The organism is Streptomyces sp. YGL11-2 (genome assembly GCF_050054615.1).
GTDB lineage: Bacteria > Actinomycetota > Actinomycetes > Streptomycetales > Streptomycetaceae > Streptomyces.
Genome location: NZ_JBNHIN010000003.1, coordinates 241,395 through 262,600 on the forward strand (window position 1 = coordinate 241,395; position 21,206 = coordinate 262,600).

Sequence of the window (21,206 nt, forward strand, 5' to 3'; positions counted from 1 at the left end):
CGCCCCCTCGAAGGGGGCGGCCCACCGCCGTTTCTGTCCGCTCTGTCCGCGGGTGACCCGTCAGGCGGGGGCGCCGCCCAGGTGGTGCACCCGGACCATGTTGGTGGTGCCGGGGACGCCGGGGGGCGAACCGGCGGTGATGAGCATGGTGTCGCCCTTGCCGTAGCGCTGGAGCTTGAGCAGCTCGGCGTCCACCAGGTCCACCATCGCGTCGGTGTTGTCGACGTGCTCGACGACGAAGCTGTCCACGCCCCAGCTCAGGGTGAGCTGGTTGCGGGTGGCGATGTCGGTGGTGAAGGCGAGAATCGGCTGGGTGGCGCGATAGCGCGACAGCCGGCGGGCGGTGTCACCGGACTTGGTGAAGGCGACCAGCGCCTTGCCGTCCAGGAAGTCGGCCATCTCGCAGGCCGCGCGGGCCACCGCACCGCCCTGCGTACGCGGCTTCTTGCCGGGCACCAGCGGCTGGAGGCCCTTGGACAGCAGCTCCTCCTCGGCCGCCTCGACGATCTTCGACATCGTCTTGACGGTCTCGATCGGGTACTGGCCCACCGAGGACTCCGCGGAGAGCATCACCGCGTCCGCGCCGTCCAGGATCGCGTTGGCGACGTCGGACGCCTCGGCGCGGGTCGGCCGGGAGTTGGTGATCATCGACTCCATCATCTGGGTCGCCACGATCACCGGCTTGGCGTTCCGGCGGCACAGCTCGATCAGCCGCTTCTGCACCATCGGGACCTTCTCCAGCGGGTACTCCACCGCCAGGTCGCCGCGGGCCACCATGACGGCGTCGAAGGCCATCACGACCTCCCGCATGTTGGCGACCGCCTGCGGCTTCTCGACCTTGGCGATGACCGGGACCCGGCGGCCCACCTCGTCCATGACGCGGTGCACGTCCTGGACGTCCTTGGCGTCCCGCACGAAGGACAGCGCGACCATGTCGCAGCCCATGTGCAGCGCGAACTTGAGGTCGTCGATGTCCTTCTCGGACAGCGCCGGGACGTTGACCGCGGCGCCGGGCAGGTTGATGCCCTTGTGGTCGGAGATGACCCCGCCCTCGATGACGATGGTGCGCACCCGCGGGCCGTCGACCTCGACGACCTGGAGGGCGACGTTGCCGTCGTTGATCAGGACCGGGTCGCCCTTGGAGACGTCGCCGGGCAGGCCCTTGTAGGTCGTGCCGCAGATGTGCTTGTCACCGGGCACGTCCTCGGTGGTGATGACGAACTCGTCACCGCGCACCAGCTCGACGGGGCCCTCGGCGAAGGTTTCCAGGCGGATCTTGGGGCCCTGGAGGTCGGCCAGCACGCCGACGGCGCGGCCGGTCTCCTCGGCCGCCTTGCGGAGGCGGTGGTACCGCTCCTCGTGCTCCGAGTGGGTCCCGTGGCTCATGTTGAAACGGGCCACGTTCATACCAGCCTCGATCAGCGTCTTCAGCTGGTCGTAGGAGTCGACGGCGGGGCCCAGGGTGCAGACGATTTTGGAACGGCGCATGGCTGGAATCCTATCGGTTTGTTTCAGAGCGGAATATTCCACGTGGGGGAAACACCAACGGCTACGCGTTGACCAGGGCGTATGTCTGCTGGGCGATCTCCAGTTCCTCGTCGGTGGGCACCACGGCGACCGCGACCCGGGCGTACTCGGGCGAGATCAGCCGGGCCTCGTCGGACCGTACGGCGTTGAGCGAGGCGTCCACCGCCATGCCCAGCTCCTCCAGCCCGGCGACGGCGGCGGCCCGCACCGGGGCGGCGTTCTCGCCGACGCCCGCGGTGAAGGCCACCGCGTCGACCTTGCCGAGGACCGCGGTGTAGGCGCCGATGTACTTCTTCAGCCGGTGGATGTAGATGTCGAAGGCGAGCGCGGCGCGCTGGTCGCCCTCGTCGATCCGGCGGCGGATCTCCCGCATGTCGTTGTCGCCGCACAGCCCAAGCAGCCCGCTCTTCTTGTTGAGCAGCTCGTCGATCTCGTCCGCCGACATCCCGGCCACCCGCTTGAGGTGGAAGGTGACCGCCGGGTCGATGTCGCCGGAGCGGGTGCCCATGACCAGGCCCTCCAGCGGGGTCAGACCCATGGACGTGTCGACGCACCGGCCGCCCCGCACGGCGGACGCGGAGGCGCCGTTGCCCAGGTGCAGCACGATCACGTTGACGTCCTCCGGCGCCTTGCCGAGCAGCTGCGCGGTCCTGCGGGAGACGTAGGCGTGCGAGGTGCCGTGGAAGCCGTAGCGGCGGATGCGGTGCGCGTCGGCGGTCGCCACGTCGATGGCGTAACGGGCCGCGTACTCCGGCATCGTGGTGTGGAAGGCGGTGTCGAAGACCGCGACCTGCGGGAGGTCGGGGCGCAGCGCCTGCGCGGTGCGGATGCCGGTGATGTTCGCCGGGTTGTGCAGCGGGGCGACCGGCACCAGCCGCTCGATCTCCTTGAGCACCGCCTCGTCGACGACCGTCGGCGCGCTGAACTCCAGCCCGCCGTGCACCACCCGGTGCCCGATCGCGGCCAGCTCCGGGGAGTCCAGCCCGAGCCCGTCGGCGGCCAGCTCCGCGGCGACGGCCTTCAGCGCGGCCTCGTGGTCGGCTATCGGACCCTCCGTCTCGCGCCTGGCGCCACCGGCCGCAAGCGGGGTGTGCACCAGGCGCGAGGTCTCCTCGCCGATCCGCTCGACCAGGCCGGTGGCGAGCCGGGTGCCCGCGGCGGAGCCGCTGTCCGACGCTGTGCGCATGTCGAGCAGCTGGTACTTCACCGACGAGGAGCCGGAGTTGAGGACGAGGACGCGGGTGGCGGTGGCAGTCATGGAGCGGCTTTCCGGTGGGGAGGCGGGGGCAGGCGGTGTCAGGCGGTGTGTCCGGCGCCGGGCTGGGCGCCCTGGGCCTGGATGGCGGTGATGGCGACGGTGTTGACGATGTCCTGGACGAGGGCGCCGCGCGAGAGGTCGTTGACCGGCTTGCGCAGGCCCTGGAGGACCGGGCCGACCGCCACCGCGCCCGCGGAGCGCTGGACGGCCTTGTAGGTGTTGTTGCCGGTGTTGAGGTCCGGGAAGATCAGCACGGTGGCCTTGCCCGCCACGTCGGAGTCCGGCAGCTTGGTCCGCGCGACCGCCGCGTCCACCGCCGCGTCGTACTGGATCGGCCCCTCGACCAACAGATCGGGCCGCAGCGCGCGGACGATCTCGGTGGCCTTGCGGACCTTGTCGACGTCCGCACCGGACCCGGAGGTGCCGGTGGAGTACGAGAGCATGGCGATCCGCGGCTCCACGCCGAACCGGGCGGCGGTGGTGGCGGACTGGATGGCGATGTCGGCCAGCTGCTCGGCGTCGGGGTCCGGGTTGACCGCGCAGTCGCCGTAGACCAGCACGCGGTCGGCCAGGCACATGAAGAAGACCGACGAGACGATCTTGGCGCCCGGCCTGGTCTTGATGATCTCGAACGCGGGGCGGATGGTGGCGGCGGTGGAGTGCACGGCACCGGACACCATGCCGTCGGCCAGCCCCTCCTGGACCATCAGCGTGCCGAAGTACGAGACATCGGCGACCACGTCGTAGGCCAGCTCGTGGCTGACGCCCTTGTGGGCGCGCAGCCGGGCGTACAGCTCGGCGAACCGTTCGCGCAGCTCGGAGGTGTGCGGGTCGATGATCTGCGCGTCGGCGAGGTCGATGGCCAGGTCGGCGGCGCGCTTGCGGATCGCCTCCGCCTCGCCCAGCAGCGTCAGGTCGCAGACGTCGCGGCGCAGCAGCACGTCGGCGGCGCGCAGCACCCGCTCCTCGGTGCCCTCGGGGAGGACGACCCGGCGGCGGCCGGCGCGGGAGCGCTCGATCAGCTCGTGCTCGAACATCATCGGGGTGACCCGGCCGGAGCGGGCGACGGAGATGCGGTTCGTCAGCTCCGCGGTGTCGACGTGCCGCTCGAAGAGCCCGAGCGCGGTCTCGGCCTTGCGCGGCGAGGCGGCGTTCAGCTTGCCCTCGATGGCGAACAGCTCGGCGGCGGTCGGGAACGAGCCGGCCGGTACGGAGATCACCGGGGTGCCGGGTGCCAGCCGGGCGGCCAGCGCCATGATGTCGGGGCCGGGCCGCTCGTCGAGGGTGAGCACCACTCCGGCGATCGGCGGGGCCCCGGCGCTGTGCGCGGCGAGCGAGCCGATGACCAGGTCGGCCCGGTCCCCGGGGGTGATCACCATGCAGCCGGGGGTCAGCGCCTTGAGGAAGGTCGGCAGCATGGCGCCGCCGAAGACGAAGTCCCGCGCGTCCCGCGCGAGGCCGGAGTCGTCGCCGAGCAGCACCTCGGCGCCCAGGGCGTGCACGATCTGGTTCACGGTCGGCGCGGAGAGCGAGCCCTCCTCGGGGAGCGCGTAGCAGGGCACCGGCAGCCGGGCCGCGAGCCGCTCCACGACGGCCTCGCGCAGCTCGGGGGTGACGCGGTTGACGACCATGGCGACGACGTCGCAGCCCAGCGAGGTGTAGGCGCGGTAGGCGTTGCGGGCCTCGGCGCGGACGGCCTCGGCCTCCTGGCCCTGGCCGCCCACGACGGGTATCACCGCGGCGCCGAACTCGTTGGCGAGCCGGGCGTTGAGGTTCAGCTCGGCCGGCAGGCTGGTGGCGGCGTAGTCCGAGCCGAGGACCAGGACGTACTCGTACTCCTTGGCGACCTGGTGGAAGCGGTCGACGAGCCGGGAGACCAGCTCGTCGGTGCCGCGCTCGGCCTGGAGGGCGGCCGCTTCCTCGTAGCTGATGCCGTAGACGGTCTCGGCGGGCTGGGTGAGCCGGTAGCGGGCCCGGAGCAGTTCGAAGAGCCGGTCGGGTCCGTCGTGGACGAGCGGGCGGAAGACCCCCACCCGGTCGACGTGGCGGGTCAGGAGCTCCATGACTCCCAGTTCGACGACCTGGCGGCCGTCGCCGCGCTCGATACCGGTCACGTACACGCTGCGCGTCACGTGTGCTCTCCGTCCCTCTCCGATGCCCGCGAGCGTGCGTGCCCACGAGTTTTCCCTGCTCGCAAGGTCAAAATTACCCGTTATTGTGGGCTTGCCCCTCTTGACAATACCTGCGCGTGTGGCTAAGCCGCTCTCCCAGTTTCCCCGGTGTGCTCGGGGCGGGGACAGTGGGGGTGGTCCCTGTGTGAGGCCGGGGCCGGCCGGCCCGTGAAACAATCGGACCGGCTCACACGAACCAACAGCGAGCACAGGAGACACAGCACGATGCGTATCGGAGTCCTCACCGCGGGCGGCGACTGCCCTGGCCTGAATGCTGTGATCCGGTCTGTCGTCCACCGCGCGCTCACCGGCCACGGCGACGAGGTCATCGGCTTCGAGGACGGCTTCAAGGGCCTGCTCGACGGCCGCTTCCGCAAGCTCGACCTCGACGCGGTCAGCGGCATCCTGGCCCGCGGCGGCACCATCCTCGGCTCCGCCCGGCTGGAGCGCGCCCGGCTGCGCGAGGCGTGCGAGAGCGCCAAGGACTTCTCGCGCGAGTACGGGATAGACGTGCTGATCCCGATCGGCGGCGAGGGCACGCTGACCGCGGCCCGGATGCTCTCCGACGCCGGCATGCCGGTAGTCGGCGTCCCCAAGACCATCGACAACGACATCTCCTCCACCGACCGCACCTTCGGCTTCGACACCGCCGTCGGCGTCGCGACCGAGGCGATCGACCGCCTCAAGACCACCGCCGAGTCGCACCAGCGGGTCATGGTCGTCGAGGTCATGGGACGGCACGCCGGCTGGATCGCGCTGGAGTCCGGGATGGCCGGCGGCGCCCACGGCATCTGCCTGCCGGAGCGCGAGTTCGACGTCAACGACCTGGTCAAGATGGTCGAGGAGCGGTTCGACCGCGGCAAGAAGTTCGCCGTGGTCTGCGTCGCCGAGGGCGCCCACCCGCTCGCCGGCACCATGGACTACAAGAAGGGCGCCATCGACCAGTTCGGGCACGAGCGGTTCTCCGGCATCGGCACCGCGCTCGCCCACGAACTGGAGAAGCGCCTCGGCAAGGAGGCTCGCCCGGTCATCCTCGGCCACGTCCAGCGCGGCGGCACCCCGACCGCGTACGACCGGGTGCTGGCCACCCGCTTCGGCTGGCACGCCGTCGAGGCCGCGCACCGCGGCGAGTTCGGCCGGATGACCGCGCTGTGCGGCACCGACGTCACGATGGTCCCGCTGGCCGAGGCGGTCACCGAGCTCAAGCGGGTACCGGCGAGCCGCATGGACGAGGCGGAGTCGGTGTTCTGACGTTTGATACGTCAACTCGCTGCGGGCGGTGCGCTGTTGGGCGCGCCGCCCGTGCTTGCTTTTCGACGTGTTCGGCGCATCACGCGGCCCGGCGCGGCCCGGTTCGTACGAGCCGGCCGCCGTAGGCTGCTGCGCATGATCCGTGCTGTGGCATTCGACGTCGGCGAAACCCTCATCAGCGATGATCGCGGGTGGGGGGCATGGGCCGACTGGCTCGGTGTCAGCCGGCACACGTTGTCAGCCCTGGTCGGCGCGGTCGTTGCCCAGGGCCGGGACAACGCCGACGCGCTGCGCCTGCTCTGCCCGGAGATCGACATCGAAGCGGAGCGGGCAGCGATGGAACGGGCGGGGCGCGGCGAGTACTTGGACGACAGCGACCTTTACCCGGACGTCCGGCCGGCGCTCGCCGCACTCCGGGAGTCGGGGCTGCGGGTGGTCGTGGCGGGCAACCAGACCAGGCGGGCGGGGGAGTTGCTGCGTTCCCTGGATCTGCCGGTGGACGCGGTGGCCACGTCCGGGGAGTGGGGCGTGGCCAAGCCGGCCCCGGAGTTCTTCATCCGTACTGTCGAACTGGCCGGCGCCGAGGCGGGCGAGGTGGTGTACGTGGGGGACCACCCGCAGAACGATGTCCGGCCGGCGCGTGCCGCGGGGCTCCGGACGGCGCACCTGCGCCGGGGGCCGCTCGGGCATCTGTGGGCGGACGGCGCGGACGCCCAGGCCGCGGACTGGCGGATCGGCGGTCTGGCCGAGCTGGTGGACGTGCTTCGGCTGGACTGAGTCAAATCGGCGGCGCCGTCCATGTGCTGGCCTGCGAGGTCGTTTGCGTACCCGGACGGTGACGACGCGAGTACGGTTCGCAGTGGTCGCGCCGAACGGAGAGCAAATGCCCAGCATTGTGTATCGCGGGGTAGGGCCCCGTATCGCCTATGAACGCCGCATCGCCGGTCTCACCCAAGCCGAGCTGGCCCGCGTCGCCGGCATCGCCCTGGGATCCCTGCGGAAGGTGGAGCGCGGGGAGCGGGGCATCTCGGAGGCTGTCTTGGACTCGGTCGCCACAGCCCTCGACATCGACCCTTCCCGATTGCTGCCACTCCGGGAGCAACCGGACGATCGCGTGCACCAGGCCATGCCCACGCTGTCCGCAGCCCTCGCAACCTACGAGGCTCCGGAGGATGGCCCGTGCCGAGCCCTGCCGGCCATTGGCGAGGCCGCGGCATCAGTTGCCGCCTACCGTCTCAGCGCGCAGTACCTCCGTATCGCTCGCACCGTTCCGGATCTTCTCGCCGAGCTGTGCCGCGCACTGCACACCGCGGCGTCGGGCGACCGACCGACGCTGGCCCGGTTGCTGGTTGACGCCTGTCGGGCGGCTGACGCTGTCGCCTTCAAGTACGGTGCGAAGGACCTCTCGGCCCGGCTCATCGCCCTCATGGGGTGGGCATCGAGTCAGGCCGATGATCCTCTGGTCAATGCGACGGTGGCCTACGTCCGCGCCGAGACGTTCTTCGCGGCCCGAGCGCACGCAGCAGGATTACGCATCCTTGAGCAGGCCGTGGTCGAAACGCCGCCGGACAGCGCGCCGCCCGCGCTCGCTGCCCGCGGGGCACTGCACATGCGTGCCGCTGTGATGGCGGGTCGGGCGGGCGACGGGGATGCGGCCGAGTGTCATCTCGATGAAGCGCGTGCCGTTGGTGACCAGGTGCCCGAGGGGGTGTACCGCGGGACCGCGTTCGGGCCGGACAGTGTCCGCGTCCATGAGGTATCGGTAGCGGTAAGTCTGGGGGACAACCACCTGGGCCGGGCGCTGCAACTGGCTCGGGAGTGGGCGCCTCCTCGGGACCTGCCGGCAGAGCGTCGCAGCGGGTTCTACATCGAGCTTGGGCGCGCACAGCTCTGGTCCGGCCGCCCGGACGCGGCATTCGAGTCGCTGAAGGCTGCGCGCCGGATCGCTCCGCAGCACGCACGGGAGCACAGGTGGGTGCGGGAGGACGCGGCAACGTTGCGGCGGCTGAAGCGTGCCGACGCCGAATCCCTCAGCAATTTCGCCGAGTGGTGCCACGCCGGATCCGCCGTCTGAACGGCACCCCTCACAGGGGTACTTGAGGGTCGCCCCCTCCGGGACTCTCTTCCTGAGCCCAACGGCACAGGGAGACGACCGTGACCACAACGACATTTCCGTCTGCGGACCCCGGCGTGCGCATCGACGCCGAAACCATCAGCGAGACGATCCGCGAAGCACTGCGCGTCGGCTCCGGTCGGCCGGATCTTACGACGCTCGCCGCGCTGGAGGAGGTGTTGCGTGGTCACGTCGCGCTGCTCCTCACCGAGGCTCGCGAGATGGCCCGCGGCCGGTGGCCGTCCGGTTGTGAGGTGTCACGGCTGACCGCCCGGCTCGACGGTATCGAACGGCAGATGCGACAGGGGCTCGGCGACGGCGCCCTGTCCGCTCACGTACAGGTGCACCAACTGGCCCGGGACTGCCAATGGTTGCTGGCCCATCATGCCGCCGGGTCCCGGTCCCTCCGATGAGCCACTGCCACCCGGAACACGCGCCGTTGGCGTTCATCTACGATCGGTGCGCCGGCCGTGCCCGCCGTCGGCTCGACATGCGACTGGACGGCTGCCGCAGCTACGCGGAGCACCAGGGCTGGACGGTGGTGGGGCTCTGGATCGACCTTGGCGATCACGCCCTGAGCGCGTACCGTCCACGGCATGCTGCACTGTTGGACGCCATGCGGGAGGGGGCGGGCGGCTGCAGTCGTGAGGCGCTGTGCCTGGTACACAGCATGCCCCGGCTGGCCACCGACCCCACGCACCGGCTCGTGCTCCAGCGGCGCATCGCCGAAGCCGGCGGCCGGACCGTGACCACCTTCGGTGCGTACGCGTGAGAACCTCCACGCACCGCACCCCGCTCCGTACACCTCCGGTGGGGGGGCGCACCGTTGGCTGCGCCGCCCCCGCTGGCCTACCGCCGACTCACTGGCGCACAGTCCAGTGGTCGTCGGCACCGGCCTGGATGAACTTCAGGGCCGGGCAGAGGAAGGATGGCCGGGCGGCGTGCTCCGTCGGGCGCGTCGCCCGCGCTTTTCCGTGCGGGTCAGCCTTTCGCGGCGGCGCGCTCGATCCGGTCCAGGAGGCGGTGGCGGCGTACCGCATGGGCGAAGTCGGGTGCGTGGTGGGTGCCGTTCGCGAGGTCGGCGCGGATCTGCTCGTAGGCGTGGGCGACGGTGTAGGCCATCTCGGTGCGGCGGGTCGTAAGTTGGGGCAGTGTCTCGTATGAGGCGGGGATCGGCAGTTCCTTGAGGGCGGCCTCGTCGGCGCGCGCGCCGTGTACGGTCACCTGGCCGAACTGGAGGTGGCCGGTGCCGCCGGTCAGGAGGAGATCGCCCTCGGTGCCGTTGATTTCCCAGTGGAAGTCGGTGGCGCGGGAGAGGCCGCCGCGGAAGTGGACGGAGGCGACCGCGCCGCTCTCCAGCAGGCCGTGGACGGCGAGTTGGTCCGGTGCGGTCATCGGCAGGGTCTCGCCGGTCGTCTCGTTGCGGACGGATGTGCGGCGGGTGGCCAGGGTCGCGCCGAGGTCGGTGAACTCCCCGAGGGCCATGGTGAGTGCGTCGATGGTGTGGCCGAAGGGGACGGTCAGCAGGGTCGCGCCGTTGGTCGGGTCGAGGGTGTAGGCGTTGCGCCCCGGGATGTCCCCGCCCCAGCCGCGGCCCGAGGCGATGACGCTGGTGGAGAGGACCTGCCCGACGTACCCCGAGGCGATCAGATCGCGGGCGTAGCGGACCGGGGGAGCGGAGCGGGCCTGGAGGCCCACGAAGGTGCGCAGCCCCTTGGACTCGGCGAGGGCCGTCAGCTCCTCGGCCTCGGCGAGCCCGTTGCCCAGCGGCCACTCGCTGAGCACCATCTTCCCGGCGTGCAGCGCGGCCAGCGCCAACTCCCGGTGCTGCGGCACCTTTACCGTGATCACCACCAGGTCGACCTCGTCGCGCCGGACCAGCTCCTCGGGGGTGCCGAAGGCCAGCGGGATGCCGTACTTCTCGCCCGCGGCCCCGGCGGAGGCGGCACTGGAGGCGGACAGCGCGCGGACCTCGAAACCGTCCAGGGCGCGCAGCGCGGGCAGGTGGGCGGTGGCGGCCCAGCCGCCGGAGGCGCTCAGGCCGATGATGCCGACGCCGATGGGGGTGCGGAGTGACCGGGTGGTGGCAGGCATGGGTGTCTCCTTGGTGCTGCGGGCGGGGCGGGGTGTCCGGCGGCCGGTGATCACGACCGTAGCTCATGTTCGCGTGGATGTGAACATGAGGGTTTGGTCATGGATAATGGGCGCATGGCCAGCCGTACTTCGTCGCCCCTGGTCCACCCCGACGAGCGGGAGCTGGACCTTTTCGTGATCATGAGCGCCCTCGCCGACCCGATCCGCCTGAGCATCGTCGTCACGCTCGGCGTCCATACCGAGGTTCCCTGCGGGACGTTCGAGCTGCCGGTCGCCAAGTCCGCGCTCAGCCGGCACTTCAGGATCCTGCGCGAGTCCGGGCTGATCCGGCAGCGGGACGCGGGCACCCGGCGGGTGAACGCCCTGCGCCGCGAGGAGCTGGGCCGCCGCTTCCCCGGGCTGCTCGACCTCGTACTGAAGGAGGGGGCCGGGCGGGAGGTGGCGGTGGCCGGGGCGGACTGAACGGGACCGCGACGTGCCGGCGGGCAGGCCCCCGCCCTGACGTCAGGAACGGGGGCCTGCCCGGCGTACGTGCCGCGGGCCACCGGCTTGTGGCTGTCGGCTTGTGGCTACTGCGCTCCGATCGCCTCCAGCATGTTCAGCCGGGCGGCCCGGCGGGCCGGCCAGAGTGCGGCCAGGACGCCGACGACGAGGGCGATCAGCAGGAACAGGCCGAGCCGGCCCCAGGGGAGCACCAGCGCGTACGCCGGGAAGGACGAGCCGACCAGGCTGCCGCCGGCCCAGGCCAGGAAGACGCCCACGCCCATGCCGAGCACCGCGCCGAAGAGGGAGATCACCACCGACTCCAGCCGGACCATCTGCTTGACGCCGCTGCGGGCCAGGCCGATGGCGCGCAGCATGCCGATCTCCCGGGACCGCTCGAAGACCGACATGGCAAGGGTGTTGACCACGCCGACCACCGCGATGATCACGGCCATGCCGAGCAGCCCGTAGACCATGTTCACGATGGTGTCGATCGCTCCGGCGGCCTTCTTGCGCAGATCGTCGTGGGTCTGGACCTTCAGCAGCGGGCTGTCGCCGAGCGCGTGCCGGATGTCCTTGGTCAGCGCCGGGGAGCCGCCGCCGGACGCCTTCACCAGCAGCCGGTCGTTCTTGGCCCGGGGCAGATGCGGGTCGACCACTGACACGTCGGTGAAGGACTCGCCGAGCACCTCGTTGTCCTTGTAGACGGCGGCGATCTTCAGCTTCGCCGGCTTCTCCTTGTCGAAGAAGTTCGCGTTCACCGTGTCGCCGACGTGCCAGCCGTGCTCCTCGGCGCTCTTCTCCGAGACGGCGATCCCGTTGGCGCGGACCGTGTCCAACGAGCCCTGGACGAAGGTGATGTGGGTGACCTTGCCTATCTGGGCGAGGTCGGTGCCGCGGAGGTAGCCGAAGCCGCCGTGGCCGTCGGCCCGGGTGCTGAAGCCCGCGCCGCGCAGCGGGGCCACCGCCTCGACGCCCGGGAGCTTCGCCACCTTCTTCGACAGCTCGGGGTCCAGGCCGGCGAGCGTCGAGGTCTCGACCTGGTAGTCGGCGGTCAGCTCCTTGGCGGCCATCTTGTCCATGGCCACCTGCGCGGAGTGCCCCACGACGGTCATGCCGGTGATCAGGGTGAGGCCGATCATCAGGGCGGACGCGGTCGCCGCCGTACGGCGCGGATTGCGCAGCGCGTTCTCCTTGGCGAGCCTGCCGCCGATGCCGAAGAGGCGGGTGGTGACCGGGCCGGCGAGGGAGATCAGCGGACGGGACAGCAGCGGGGCGAGGATGATCACGCCGGTCAGGGTCAGCGTGGAGCCGAGCATGGCGATCGGGAGGCCGTCACCGGTCTTGAGGGTGGAGACGTAGAACATGACGGCCACGCCCAGTGCCGTGACCACCGCGCCGAGGGTGTTGCGCAGGACCAGGCCGCGCTGTGTCGGCGGGGCCTCGACGCTGCTCAGCGCCTCCACCGGGGCGATCCGGGCGGCCTTGCGGGACGGCAGCCAGGCGGCCAGGACGGTCACCAGCACACCGACGGCCAGGGAGGCGAGCACCGTGGTGGGGCTGATGACCACCGGCCCGTCCGGGAAGCCCGCGCCGTTGGCGTCCAGGACGGCGCGCAGCCCCACGGCGATCCCGGTACCCAGCGCGAAGCCCACGACCGAGGAGATCAGCCCCAGCAGACCCGCCTCGGCGAGCACCGAGCGTACGACCTGGCGGCGCGAGGCGCCCACCGCGCGCAGCAGCGCGATCTCGCGGCTGCGCTGGGAGATCAGCATGGTGAAGGTGTTGGCGATGATGAACACCCCGACGAACAGGGCGATCCCGGCGAAGGTCAGCAGCGTCTTGCTGAGGGCGCTGTTCTGCTCGGCGATCATCCGGGCCTGCTCGGCGGCGAGTTGCCGTCCGGAGGTCGCCTGGGCGCGCTTGGCGGGCAGGAGTTGACCGACCTCGGCGGTCAGCTTCTGCTGGTCGGTGCCGGGGGCGGCGGCCACCACCAGCTCGTCGAACTGGCCGGGGTGCAGATACAGCCGCTGCGCGGTGGCGGTGTCGAACAGCGCCAGGCTGCCGCCCGCGGTCACCGCCGGGTCGTCGGTACCCACGATGCCGACCAGCTTCTTCGTCAGCACCGGGCCGTCGGTGGCGAACCGCACGGTGTCGCCGATGCCGACACCGGCCGCCTTCGCGGTGGACTCGGCCAGCGCGATCTCGTTCCCGTTCGCCGGGCCGCGGCCGCGGACCAGCGGGTAGCGGCTGTCCGTACCGTCCTTGCCCGGCTGGTAGTTCGCGGCGTGGTTCTGCCAGCCGTTGCCGATCGGCTGGTCGTCGCGGCCGGCCAGGGTCGCCTCGCCGGTGACGTCGGACCGTACGGACGTCACGCCCGGCAGCGCGCGGATCCGGTCGGCGAGCCGGGTGTCGAGCGCGGTGGTCCGCCTGCCGTCCTTTCCGGGGCCGGGGCCGGCGTCGGGGTCCGAGGTGGCCTTCACGGAGACGGCCACGTCCTTGAGGTTCTTGGCGGAGGCGTTCTTGACGGCCTCGCCGACGGAGTCGCTGAAGATCAGGGTGCCGGCGACGAAGGCGACGCCGAGCAGGACCGCGAGCGCGGTCATCAGCAGACGGGCTTTGTGCGCAAGGACGTTGCGCAGGGCGGTTCGCAGCATGGTGGTGGTGTCAGTCCTGGGTCCGGGAGGTGGCGGGGACGCGGCCGGGCGGTGCGCCGGCGGCCGTACGGCCTGTGGTGAGGGCGGCTCTAGCTCGTCCGGCCCTTGGCGTCGAACATCCGCATCCGGTCCAGGACGGCGTCCGCGGTCGGCTCGTGCAGCTCCTCGACGATCCGGCCGTCCGCGAGGAAGACCACCCGGTCCGCGTACCCGGCGGCGACCGGGTCGTGGGTCACCATCACCACGGTCTGGTCCATCGCGCGCACCGACTCCCGCAGGAAGCCCAGGACTTCGGCGCCGGAGCGGGAGTCGAGGTTGCCGGTCGGCTCGTCCGCGAAGATGATCTCGGGCTGGGCGGCCAGTGCGCGGGCCACCGCGACCCGCTGCTGCTGGCCGCCGGAGAGCTGCGCGGGCCGGTGGCCGAGCCGCCCGGAGAGGCCGACGGTCTCCACGACCCGGTTTATCCACTCCTGGTCGGGGCGGCGGCCGGCGATGGCCATCGGGAGCGTGATGTTCTCCAGCGCGGTCAGCGTCGGCAGCAGGTTGAACGCCTGGAAGATGAAGCCGATCCTGTCCCGGCGCAGCCGGGTCAGCTGCTTGTCGCCCAGCGACGCCAGCTCGACGTCCCCGATCCGGGCGGAGCCGGCGGAGATCGAGTCCAGCCCGGCCATGCAGTGCATGAGGGTGGACTTGCCGGAGCCCGACGGGCCCATGATGGCGGTGAACCGGGCCCGGCCGAACTCCACGTTGACGGAGTCCAGCGCGACCACCCGGGTCTCACCCTGGCCGTAGACCCTGCTCAGGTCGGTGGCGCGGGCGGCGACGGCGGTGGCGCGGGCGGGGACGGTGGGACGGGGGACGGCGGCGTGCGGCACCGGAACTCCTGAAGGGGGATGGAAAAGGCGATACCCCCATCCTCGATCCCGCAGGTCAGCGCGGTCTTCGCCCGCAGGGACCGAATGCCGCACCGGCCGCAGGTGCCACGCCGGCCCCCGGCGTCATCCTCTGGACGGACGGGGCTCCGCCCGCAGACCGACGGGGACACGTCAGGGTCGGGACCGGCCGCGGCCGGTCACCGTGGCGGCTCCGCCTCACCTGCCAGGCGCCAGAACTCCGCCACGATGCCGCCGAGGAAGTCGCGCCCGGCCCGGCCGGACTCGTCGGGGGCGTCCCCGCCGGTCCAGCTCAGCGAGGCCGCCATGGTCGCGTGGTATTCGTCGTGCAGCTGCTGGAGGACGTCCTGGAGCAGTTCCTTGGGCAGCGGTGCGAGCTTGCCGACCGGACGGACAAAGCCCTGCCAGCGGGTGGTGGCGGCGCTGGTCAGCAGCTCGGCGAGCTGCTCCTCCTGACCGGTGCAGCGGAGCAGCGCGGGCCGCGGCAGCTGCAGCGCCTCGGCGAGGGCGGCGGCCTGGCGCTCGGTGCCGCGCCAGGGCCCGCCGTCCTCCAGGCGCTCGTACGCGCTCTGGTCCATGCCGATCCACCGGGCCAGGTCGGCCGGGGCGAAGCCGAGCGCGAGGCGGTGTTCGCGCAGGGTTCCGGGCGCGCTGAGGAGTTCGGCGGGGGCGCACCACAAAGCGCCCGCGAGTGCGGTCAGCTCGGCTTCCGTGGGGGCGCTCTCGCCCAATTCCCAGGAGGCCACCGTCACCGGTTGCAGCTGAATTCCGTAAGCGGCCCAGATTCCATAGGCGACATGCGCATGGGTCATGCCGAGGGCCTCGCGCAGCCGGCGGGCGGCGGCGGCGTTGAAAGGGGGCCTGCGCGCGTCCCCGTCGTGCGTGTTCACCGGCACACGGTAGGTGACGGTACGGCTTCGCACCTATCGTGCGGATATCCAAGTTTCCGGGTTGGAGGAAGGTACGTGGCGACAGTCCGTCCCCGGCCGTCTTTCGCCGCTTTCCGGCCAACGGGCCGCCGGGCCGGTGCGCCGGCCCTTCCCGGATCCCGTTCCGGTCCCGGCCGGTCAGCCCTTCACCGCGCCGCCGAGCGCGAAGCCGCCGCCCAGCCGCCTGGAGACAAGGATGTACAGCAAGATCACCGGTGTCGAGTAAAGGATCGAGAATGCGGCGAGTTCACCGAAGGCGATGGCGCCGTAATTCCCGAAGAAAGTGAAAATGCTGACCGACGCCGGAAGCCGGTCGGGCGAGAGCAGCAGCATGAACGGGACGAAGAAGTTCCCCCACATCATGATGAAGGTGTAGATCGCGACGACACCGCAGCCGGGCCCCATGAGCGGCAGGATGATCCGCCGCAGGGTCTGCCACCAGGACGCGCCGTCCGTCCAGGCGGCCTCCTCCAGCGCCTTCGGCACCCCGTCCATGAAGTTCTTCATCAGCCAGATGGCGAACGGGAGTTGCGCCGCGGCCAGGAACAGCGCGGTGCCGTACCGGGTGTCGATCAGGTCGACCCGCACGAACAGCCCGTAGACCGGGACCATCACCGCGGTGATCGGCAGGCAGGTCGCGAACAGGACGGTGAGCAGGTACGGGCGGCTGAAACGGGACCGGTAGCGGGACAGCGGGTAGCCGGCGAGCGCCGCGCAGACCACCGTGAGCAGGGTCGCGCCGCCGCAGATCAGCAGGCTGTTGAGCATCGGGGTGAAGGTGATCTCGTCGGTCAGCACCGCCGAGAAGTTGCGCAGGGTGGGCGGGGCGGGGAGCCCCACCCGGAGCGTCGCGTGCGGGTCCAGCGACGCCAGCACCAGCCAGGCCAGCGGGATCGCGAACGCCACCGCGGCGACCAGCAGCGCGGCGTCGGCGGCGAGCCGGTGCCGGGTGGCGCGCCGGAGCACCGGCCGCCCGCGGACCGGGCGCCGCCGGGCGGCCGCCGCCGGCCCCCGCGGTCCCGTACGCACCGGCCGCATCAGGTGTCCTCCCGCAGCAGTCGCAGGTAGACCGCCGAGAACAGCGCGCCCACCACGAGCAGCAGCAGCGCCACCGCCGTGCCGTACCCGATCAGGGACTTCAGGAACGCCTGGTCGTACATGAACACCGGCAGCGTCTGGCTGCGGTTGCCGGGGCCGCCGCGGGTGATCGCCCAGATCAGCCCGAAGACGGAGAGCGTCTGGAGGGTGTTGAGCATCAGATTGGTGCCGATGGAGCGGCGGATCATCGGGAGCGTGATGTGCCACAGCCGGCGCAGCCCGCCCGCGCCGTCCACCGCCGCGGACTCGGCGACCTCCTGGGGGATCTCGGAGAGCGCCGCGGAGTAGACCAGCATCGAGAAGGCCGTGCCGCGCCAGACGTTGGCGAACGACACGGCCAGGATGGGCAGGGTGAACAGCCAGTCCTGGGTGGGGAGATGGAGCCATGCCAGGAGGGCGTTGAGGGTGCCGCGCCGCTCGAAGAAGGTGTAGAGGAGGAAGCCCGCGACGATCTCCGGGAGCACCCAGGCGGTGATCACCACCGCGCCGGTCACCGTCCGCACCGGCCGCGACGCGCGCCGCATCAGCCCGGCCAGCGCCAGCCCGAGCGTGTTCTGGCCGAGGAGCGAGGAGACGACCGTGAACACCAGCGTCAGCACCACCGCGTTGCGGAAGGCCGGATCGGCGAAGGCGTGCCGGAAGTTGGCCAGCCCGACGAAGGACGCCGACTGCTGGCCGGTCAGCTGGGTGTCGGTGAAGGCGAGGTAGCCGCAGTAGCCGATGGGCCCGGCCAGGAAGAGCAGCAGCAGGACGGTGGCCGGGGCCAGCGGCGACCAGCGCAGCAGGTGCCGGTTCACGGCTTGGCGACGACCCGGCCGCCGACCACGGACCGCACCGTGGCGTCGTACTCCCCGGCCGCCTTGTCCGGCGAGGCGTCGCCGGCGGTGACGGACTCCGTCGCCTCCCCGATCGCCGCGGCGACCCTGGGGTATTCGGGCAGCGCGGGCCGGTACTGGCTGATGGGCACCAGACCGGTGAAGAAGCCGACGCCCGGAACCGACTTCAGATACCGCGGATCGGCCGCCACGTCCTTGCGAACGGTGATCTGGGCGCCCCGCACGCACCACTCCAGCGCGTTGCTCCGCGACTGGAAGGTCTCGATCAACTTCCAGGCAAGATCGGGGTGTTGGGCCCGCTGCGGTACCGACCAGGTCCAGCCGCCGGCCAGGCTGACCCGGCCGGGCGGGGCGCCGTGCTGCGTCGGGAACGGCGTCTGGCCCAGCGTCGTCGACCAGGCCGGCCACGGCTTCCCGCCGCCCGTCTTCTGCCACTGCTGGGCCAGCCAGGAGCCGTCGAGGTCGATGGCGAGCTTCTGGTCGGGCAGCAGCTCGGCGGCCACGTTGGTCTGGATGTTGGGGCTGAGCGCGTCGGAGACGTCGGGCCCCAGCTTCTCCTTGTAGACGGTGTCGATGAAGCCGAGGCTATCCTTGAACCCCTGGGTGCCGGTGACCCACTTCCGCGCGCCGGGGTCGTAGAGCTGGTCGTGCCCGGTGCCGTACAGCAGCATCTCGAAGCCCTGCATCACGGCGGCCTCGCCCGCGCCCTTGCCGGTGAAGACGTTCAGCGGGATGACGCCGGGGACCCGCTGCTTGATCGTGCGGGCGGCCTGCAGAACGTCGTCCCAGGTGCGGGGGTGCCAGTCGGCGGGCAGCCCAGCCTTGCGGAAGACGTTCTTGTTGAACCACAGCCCGCGGGTGTCGGTGCCGTCCGGGACGCCGTACGTCCTGCCGTCCTGCCCCCTCGCCGCGGCCCTGGCCGACGGCTCGAACTGCCGCCAGGCGGCCCACTTCGCGAGGTAAGGGTCCATGGGACGCAACAGCCCCGCCGTGATGTCGGAGTTGACCAGGAAGGTGTCCTCGTAGACCACGTCGGGCGCGGTCTTCGGGGAGCGCATCATCTGCTGGATCTTGGTGTAGTAGTCGTTCTCCGCGGCCTGGATGGGGATCAACCGGACCTTCTTGCCGGGGTTCGCCTTCTCGAACTGCCGTGCCACGAGGGCGACATAGTTGTCCCGGACGCGCACCGCGTTGTCGGTGTCCTTGATGAAGGCGACCGTGACGGTGTTCCGGTCGCTCCCGGACCCGCCGCCGCAGGCGGTGAGCGCGCCGGCGGCCAGCACGGCGGCGGTGAACAACATCAGCAGGGTGGTGGAGCGCACGGCACGACCTCCAACGGACCACGGTCAACTCACCACGGCGTACTGCCTGCTGAAAGTAAGCCACCGGTCACACCGGGTCAATGCCCCGACCAGCGATAGCGCAACTCCGGGCGGCCGACCTGGCCGTACTGCGGGGCGCGGACGGCCTGGCCGCCCGCCACCAGGTGCTCCAGGTAGCGGCGCGCGGTGATCCGGGAGATCCCGACGTCCGCGGCGGCCTCGGTCGCGGTCAGCCCCTCGACGGCGCCCCGCAGCACATCGGTCACCGCCCGCAGGGTGGCCGCGGTCAGCCCCTTGGGCAGCGAGGCCGGCCGCGGGGCGCGCAGCGCGGCGAGCGCCCGGTCCACCTCGTCCTGCCCACTGGCCTCCCCGGTCGTCGCGCGGAACTCGGCGTAGCGGACCAGCCGCTCGCGCAGGGTGGCGAAGGTGAACGGCTTGAGCACGTACTGGACCACGCCCAGCGAGACGCCCTCGCGCACCATCGCCAGATCGCGGGCGGAGGTCACCGCGATGATGTCCGCGCCGTGTCCGGCCGCGCGCAGCGTCCGCACCAGCTGGAGTCCGTGACCGTCCGGCAGGTAGAGGTCGAGCAGCAGCAGGTCGACCGGGTGGTGGTCGAGATGGCGGCGCGCGTCGGCGCACGAGTGCACGGTGCCGGACACCGCGAAGCCCGGCACCCGCCCCACGTAAAGGGCGTGCGCGGCGGCGGCGACCGGATCGTCCTCGACGACCAGGACCCGGATGTCGGCAGGGCTCACCGGGCACGTCCTTTCGCCGCCGGGCGGCCGGCGGAGCGGGGGAGAGGGCGCCTCATGGTGCCACCCGCAGCGGCAGCCGGACGGTGAACCGGGCGCCGCCGTCCGGCCCCCGGCCGAGGACGATCGTGCCGCCGTTGCGCCGGACCGCCTGCCGGACCAGCGCGAGCCCCAGTCCCCGGGAGCCGTCGCGGTCGCCGCGCCCGGCGGGCTCCTTGGTGCTCCAGCCGCGCCGGAACACCTCGTCGGTCGCGTCCGCGGCGACCCCGGGCCCGTTGTCCGTGACGCACAGCAGCAGTTCCCCGGCGTCCGCCCGCGCGCTCACCCGCACCTGCGGGGGCGCGCCGTGCTCCTGCGGCGGGGCCGCGGCGTCGATGGCGTTGTCGACGAGGTTGCCCAGCACGGTCACCAGGTCGCGGGCCGGCAGCCGCGGCGGCAGCAGCCCGTCGTCGATCCGGCTGTCCGGGGTGAGGACCAGCTCGACGCCGCGCTCGCCGGCCTGGGCGGCCTTGCCGAGCAGCAGCGCGGCCAGCACCGGTTCGGCGACCGCGCCGACGACCCGGTCGGTCAGCGCCTGGGCCAGCTCCAGCTCGGCGGTGGCGAACTCCACGGCCTCCTCGGCGCGCCCCAGTTCGATCAGCGAGACCACCGTGTGCAGCCGGTTGGCGGCCTCGTGCGCCTGCGAGCGCAGCGCCTCGGCGAAGCCGCGTACGGAGTCCAACTCGCCGGACAGCGCCTGGAGTTCGGTGTGGTCGCGGAGGGTGACGACGCTGCCGCGGTGCTCCCCGCCGGAGACCGGGGAGGAGTTGACGACCAGCACCCGCTCGCCGGTCAGATGCAGCTCGTCGACCCGCGGGCCGGCCGCCCGCAGCGCCTCGGTCAGCGGCTCCGGCAGCCCCAGCTCGCCGACGGTGCGGCCCACCGCGTCCTGCGAGAGGCCCAGCAGCTCCCGCCCGCCGTCGTTGATCAGCGCGACCCTGCGCTGCCCGTCGAGCATCAGCAGCCCCTCGCGGACGGCGTGCAGCGCGGCCTGGTGGTAGTCGTGCATCCGGCTCAGCTCGGCGGCGTTCATCCCGTGGGTGTGCCGGCGCAGCCGGGCGTTGATCACGTACGTTCCGGCGCCGCCCAGCGCCAGCGCCGCCGCGGCCACCCCGGCCAGCGCCAGAACCTGGTCCCGCAGCTGCTCGCTGATCGTCGCGATGGTGATCCCGGAGCTGACCAGCGCGGTGATCCGGCCGTTTCGCCCCGGGTCGCGGACCGGCGCGACGACCCGCACCGACCGGCCCAGCACGCCCAGGTGCGTCTCGGCGAAGATCCGGCCGTGCAGTGCGGGCCCGATGTGCCCGAGGTACTTCCCGCCGATCGCGGACGGCTCCGGATGCGTCCAGCGCGTCCCGTCCGGCGCCATGACCACCACGAAGTCGACCCCGGCGTCCCTGCGCAACCGCTCGGCGTACGGCTGGAGCGCGGCCGTCGGGTCCTTCGTCCGGGCCGCCGCCACCACCGCCGGGGAGTCGGCCACGGCGGTGGCCGCCGCGGTCGCCTGCCGGCGCGCGGTCTCCTCCGCCTGCCGCCCCGCGCTGAGGTACGCGAACACCGCGCAGCCCACGACCACCACCGCGACCAGCACGACCTGCATGGCGAAGAGCTGCCCGGCGAGGCTGCGGGGGCCGCGCAGCCGCCAGGGCCGTCGGGGCGGCCGGGGACGGGGGAGGCGCATGCATAACAGTCTGCACGGTCACTTTTACGTGAACGAAATGTACGTAAGGGTGACGGGCGCCACACGGCCATGCATAGTCGCCGGGACTTGTTGTGCGCC

General features: G+C 71.8%; 18 protein-coding genes. 6 read left to right on the forward strand and 12 right to left on the reverse strand.

Annotated elements, in window-relative coordinates:
• Nucleotides 1-60 precede the first annotated feature (60 nt).
• The 3 genes from pyk to pta all read right to left on the reverse strand — a co-directional run bounded on the left by pyk (nt 61) and on the right by pta (nt 4,917).
• Complete coding sequence (pyk, locus tag ACO1BR_RS05735; protein WP_426793895.1) at nt 61-1,488, reverse strand: pyruvate kinase; 1,428 nt, start codon at nt 1,486-1,488, stop codon at nt 61-63.
• A gap of 61 nt (nt 1,489-1,549) precedes the next feature.
• Nucleotides 1,550-2,785, reverse strand: a complete 1,236-nt coding sequence (locus tag ACO1BR_RS05740) for an acetate kinase (protein WP_426793896.1) — start codon at nt 2,783-2,785, stop codon at nt 1,550-1,552.
• 38 nt (nt 2,786-2,823) lie between these two features.
• Nucleotides 2,824-4,917 carry a phosphate acetyltransferase gene (gene pta / locus ACO1BR_RS05745; protein WP_426793897.1) on the reverse strand — a complete coding sequence of 698 codons (2,094 nt, stop codon included), beginning with the start codon at nt 4,915-4,917 and terminating at the stop codon, nt 2,824-2,826.
• Nucleotides 4,918-5,181: 264 nt separating this feature from the next.
• Between pta and ACO1BR_RS05750 the strand changes: the two genes are divergently transcribed.
• From ACO1BR_RS05750 to ACO1BR_RS05770, 5 genes are all read left to right on the forward strand, one after another.
• Nucleotides 5,182-6,207, forward strand: coding sequence for an ATP-dependent 6-phosphofructokinase (locus ACO1BR_RS05750; RefSeq protein ID WP_426793898.1), 1,026 nt, complete (start codon nt 5,182-5,184; stop codon nt 6,205-6,207).
• 135 nt (nt 6,208-6,342) lie between these two features.
• Nucleotides 6,343-6,984, forward strand: a complete 642-nt coding sequence (locus tag ACO1BR_RS05755; RefSeq protein WP_426793899.1) for an HAD family hydrolase — start codon at nt 6,343-6,345, stop codon at nt 6,982-6,984.
• A 106-nt stretch (nt 6,985-7,090) separates the two neighbouring features.
• Nucleotides 7,091-8,281, forward strand: coding sequence for a helix-turn-helix domain-containing protein (locus tag ACO1BR_RS05760; RefSeq protein ID WP_426793900.1), 1,191 nt, complete (start codon nt 7,091-7,093; stop codon nt 8,279-8,281).
• 80 nt (nt 8,282-8,361) lie between these two features.
• Nucleotides 8,362-8,733, forward strand: coding sequence for a DUF6415 family natural product biosynthesis protein (locus ACO1BR_RS05765; protein ID WP_426793901.1), 372 nt, complete (start codon nt 8,362-8,364; stop codon nt 8,731-8,733).
• On the forward strand, nt 8,730-9,092 hold the full coding sequence (locus ACO1BR_RS05770) for a recombinase family protein (protein WP_426793902.1): 363 nt from the start codon (nt 8,730-8,732) through the stop codon (nt 9,090-9,092). Before ACO1BR_RS05765 ends, ACO1BR_RS05770 begins: the two co-directional genes overlap by 4 nt.
• 209 nt (nt 9,093-9,301) lie before the next feature.
• On the opposite strand, the gene ACO1BR_RS05775 is transcribed toward ACO1BR_RS05770, so the two are convergent.
• Entirely contained in the window at nt 9,302-10,414 is a 1,113-nt protein-coding gene (locus tag ACO1BR_RS05775; RefSeq protein WP_426793903.1) for a Gfo/Idh/MocA family protein, read from the reverse strand.
• Nucleotides 10,415-10,528: 114 nt separating this feature from the next.
• Here ACO1BR_RS05775 and ACO1BR_RS05780 point away from each other — a divergent pair, with 114 nt between their 5' ends.
• Nucleotides 10,529-10,876 (forward strand): ArsR/SmtB family transcription factor, encoded by a 348-nt coding sequence (locus ACO1BR_RS05780; RefSeq protein WP_426793904.1) that lies wholly within the window; start codon nt 10,529-10,531, stop codon nt 10,874-10,876.
• A 107-nt stretch (nt 10,877-10,983) separates the two neighbouring features.
• Here the strand turns inward: ACO1BR_RS05780 and ACO1BR_RS05785 are convergent, their stop codons facing one another.
• The 8 genes from ACO1BR_RS05785 to ACO1BR_RS05820 form a co-directional block, all read right to left on the reverse strand.
• Nucleotides 10,984-13,554 (reverse strand): ABC transporter permease, encoded by a 2,571-nt coding sequence (locus ACO1BR_RS05785; RefSeq protein ID WP_426793905.1) that lies wholly within the window; start codon nt 13,552-13,554, stop codon nt 10,984-10,986.
• An 89-nt stretch (nt 13,555-13,643) separates the two neighbouring features.
• Nucleotides 13,644-14,429 carry an ABC transporter ATP-binding protein gene (locus ACO1BR_RS05790; protein WP_426793906.1) on the reverse strand — a complete coding sequence of 262 codons (786 nt, stop codon included), beginning with the start codon at nt 14,427-14,429 and terminating at the stop codon, nt 13,644-13,646.
• 197 nt (nt 14,430-14,626) lie between these two features.
• Nucleotides 14,627-15,343 (reverse strand): helix-turn-helix domain-containing protein, encoded by a 717-nt coding sequence (locus tag ACO1BR_RS05795; protein ID WP_426793907.1) that lies wholly within the window; start codon nt 15,341-15,343, stop codon nt 14,627-14,629.
• A 171-nt stretch (nt 15,344-15,514) separates the two neighbouring features.
• Complete coding sequence (locus ACO1BR_RS05800; protein WP_426793908.1) at nt 15,515-16,414, reverse strand: carbohydrate ABC transporter permease; 900 nt, start codon at nt 16,412-16,414, stop codon at nt 15,515-15,517.
• Nucleotides 16,414-17,271 carry a carbohydrate ABC transporter permease gene (locus tag ACO1BR_RS05805; RefSeq protein ID WP_426793909.1) on the reverse strand — a complete coding sequence of 286 codons (858 nt, stop codon included), beginning with the start codon at nt 17,269-17,271 and terminating at the stop codon, nt 16,414-16,416. Before ACO1BR_RS05805 ends, ACO1BR_RS05800 begins: the two co-directional genes overlap by 1 nt.
• Nucleotides 17,268-18,632, reverse strand: a complete 1,365-nt coding sequence (locus ACO1BR_RS05810; RefSeq protein ID WP_426793910.1) for an extracellular solute-binding protein — start codon at nt 18,630-18,632, stop codon at nt 17,268-17,270. Before ACO1BR_RS05810 ends, ACO1BR_RS05805 begins: the two co-directional genes overlap by 4 nt.
• Before the next feature lie 77 nt (nt 18,633-18,709).
• The gene (locus tag ACO1BR_RS05815; protein WP_426793911.1) at nt 18,710-19,390 is read right to left on the reverse strand and encodes a response regulator; all 681 of its coding nucleotides are present in this window, start codon (nt 19,388-19,390) and stop codon (nt 18,710-18,712) included.
• A gap of 52 nt (nt 19,391-19,442) precedes the next feature.
• Nucleotides 19,443-21,107 carry a sensor histidine kinase gene (locus ACO1BR_RS05820; protein ID WP_426793912.1) on the reverse strand — a complete coding sequence of 555 codons (1,665 nt, stop codon included), beginning with the start codon at nt 21,105-21,107 and terminating at the stop codon, nt 19,443-19,445.
• Between the last annotated feature and the right edge of the window lie 99 nt (nt 21,108-21,206).

Excerpts from the sequence above, each read along its gene's own strand:
- ACO1BR_RS05760 (WP_426793900.1), top strand. The coding sequence starts at position 7,091 with ATGCCCAGCATTGTGTATCGCGGGGTAGGGCCCCGTATCGCCTATGAA.
- ACO1BR_RS05820 (WP_426793912.1), bottom strand. The coding sequence starts at position 21,107 with ATGCGCCTCCCCCGTCCCCGGCCGCCCCGACGGCCCTGGCGGCTGCGC.
- pyk (WP_426793895.1), bottom strand. The coding sequence starts at position 1,488 with ATGCGCCGTTCCAAAATCGTCTGCACCCTGGGCCCCGCCGTCGACTCC.
- ACO1BR_RS05775 (WP_426793903.1), bottom strand. The coding sequence starts at position 10,414 with ATGCCTGCCACCACCCGGTCACTCCGCACCCCCATCGGCGTCGGCATC.
- ACO1BR_RS05770 (WP_426793902.1), top strand. The coding sequence starts at position 8,730 with ATGAGCCACTGCCACCCGGAACACGCGCCGTTGGCGTTCATCTACGAT.
- ACO1BR_RS05785 (WP_426793905.1), bottom strand. The coding sequence starts at position 13,554 with ATGCTGCGAACCGCCCTGCGCAACGTCCTTGCGCACAAAGCCCGTCTG.
- ACO1BR_RS05740 (WP_426793896.1), bottom strand. The coding sequence starts at position 2,785 with ATGACTGCCACCGCCACCCGCGTCCTCGTCCTCAACTCCGGCTCCTCG.
- ACO1BR_RS05750 (WP_426793898.1), top strand. The coding sequence starts at position 5,182 with ATGCGTATCGGAGTCCTCACCGCGGGCGGCGACTGCCCTGGCCTGAAT.
- ACO1BR_RS05755 (WP_426793899.1), top strand. The coding sequence starts at position 6,343 with ATGATCCGTGCTGTGGCATTCGACGTCGGCGAAACCCTCATCAGCGAT.
- ACO1BR_RS05780 (WP_426793904.1), top strand. The coding sequence starts at position 10,529 with ATGGCCAGCCGTACTTCGTCGCCCCTGGTCCACCCCGACGAGCGGGAG.
- ACO1BR_RS05800 (WP_426793908.1), bottom strand. The coding sequence starts at position 16,414 with ATGCGGCCGGTGCGTACGGGACCGCGGGGGCCGGCGGCGGCCGCCCGG.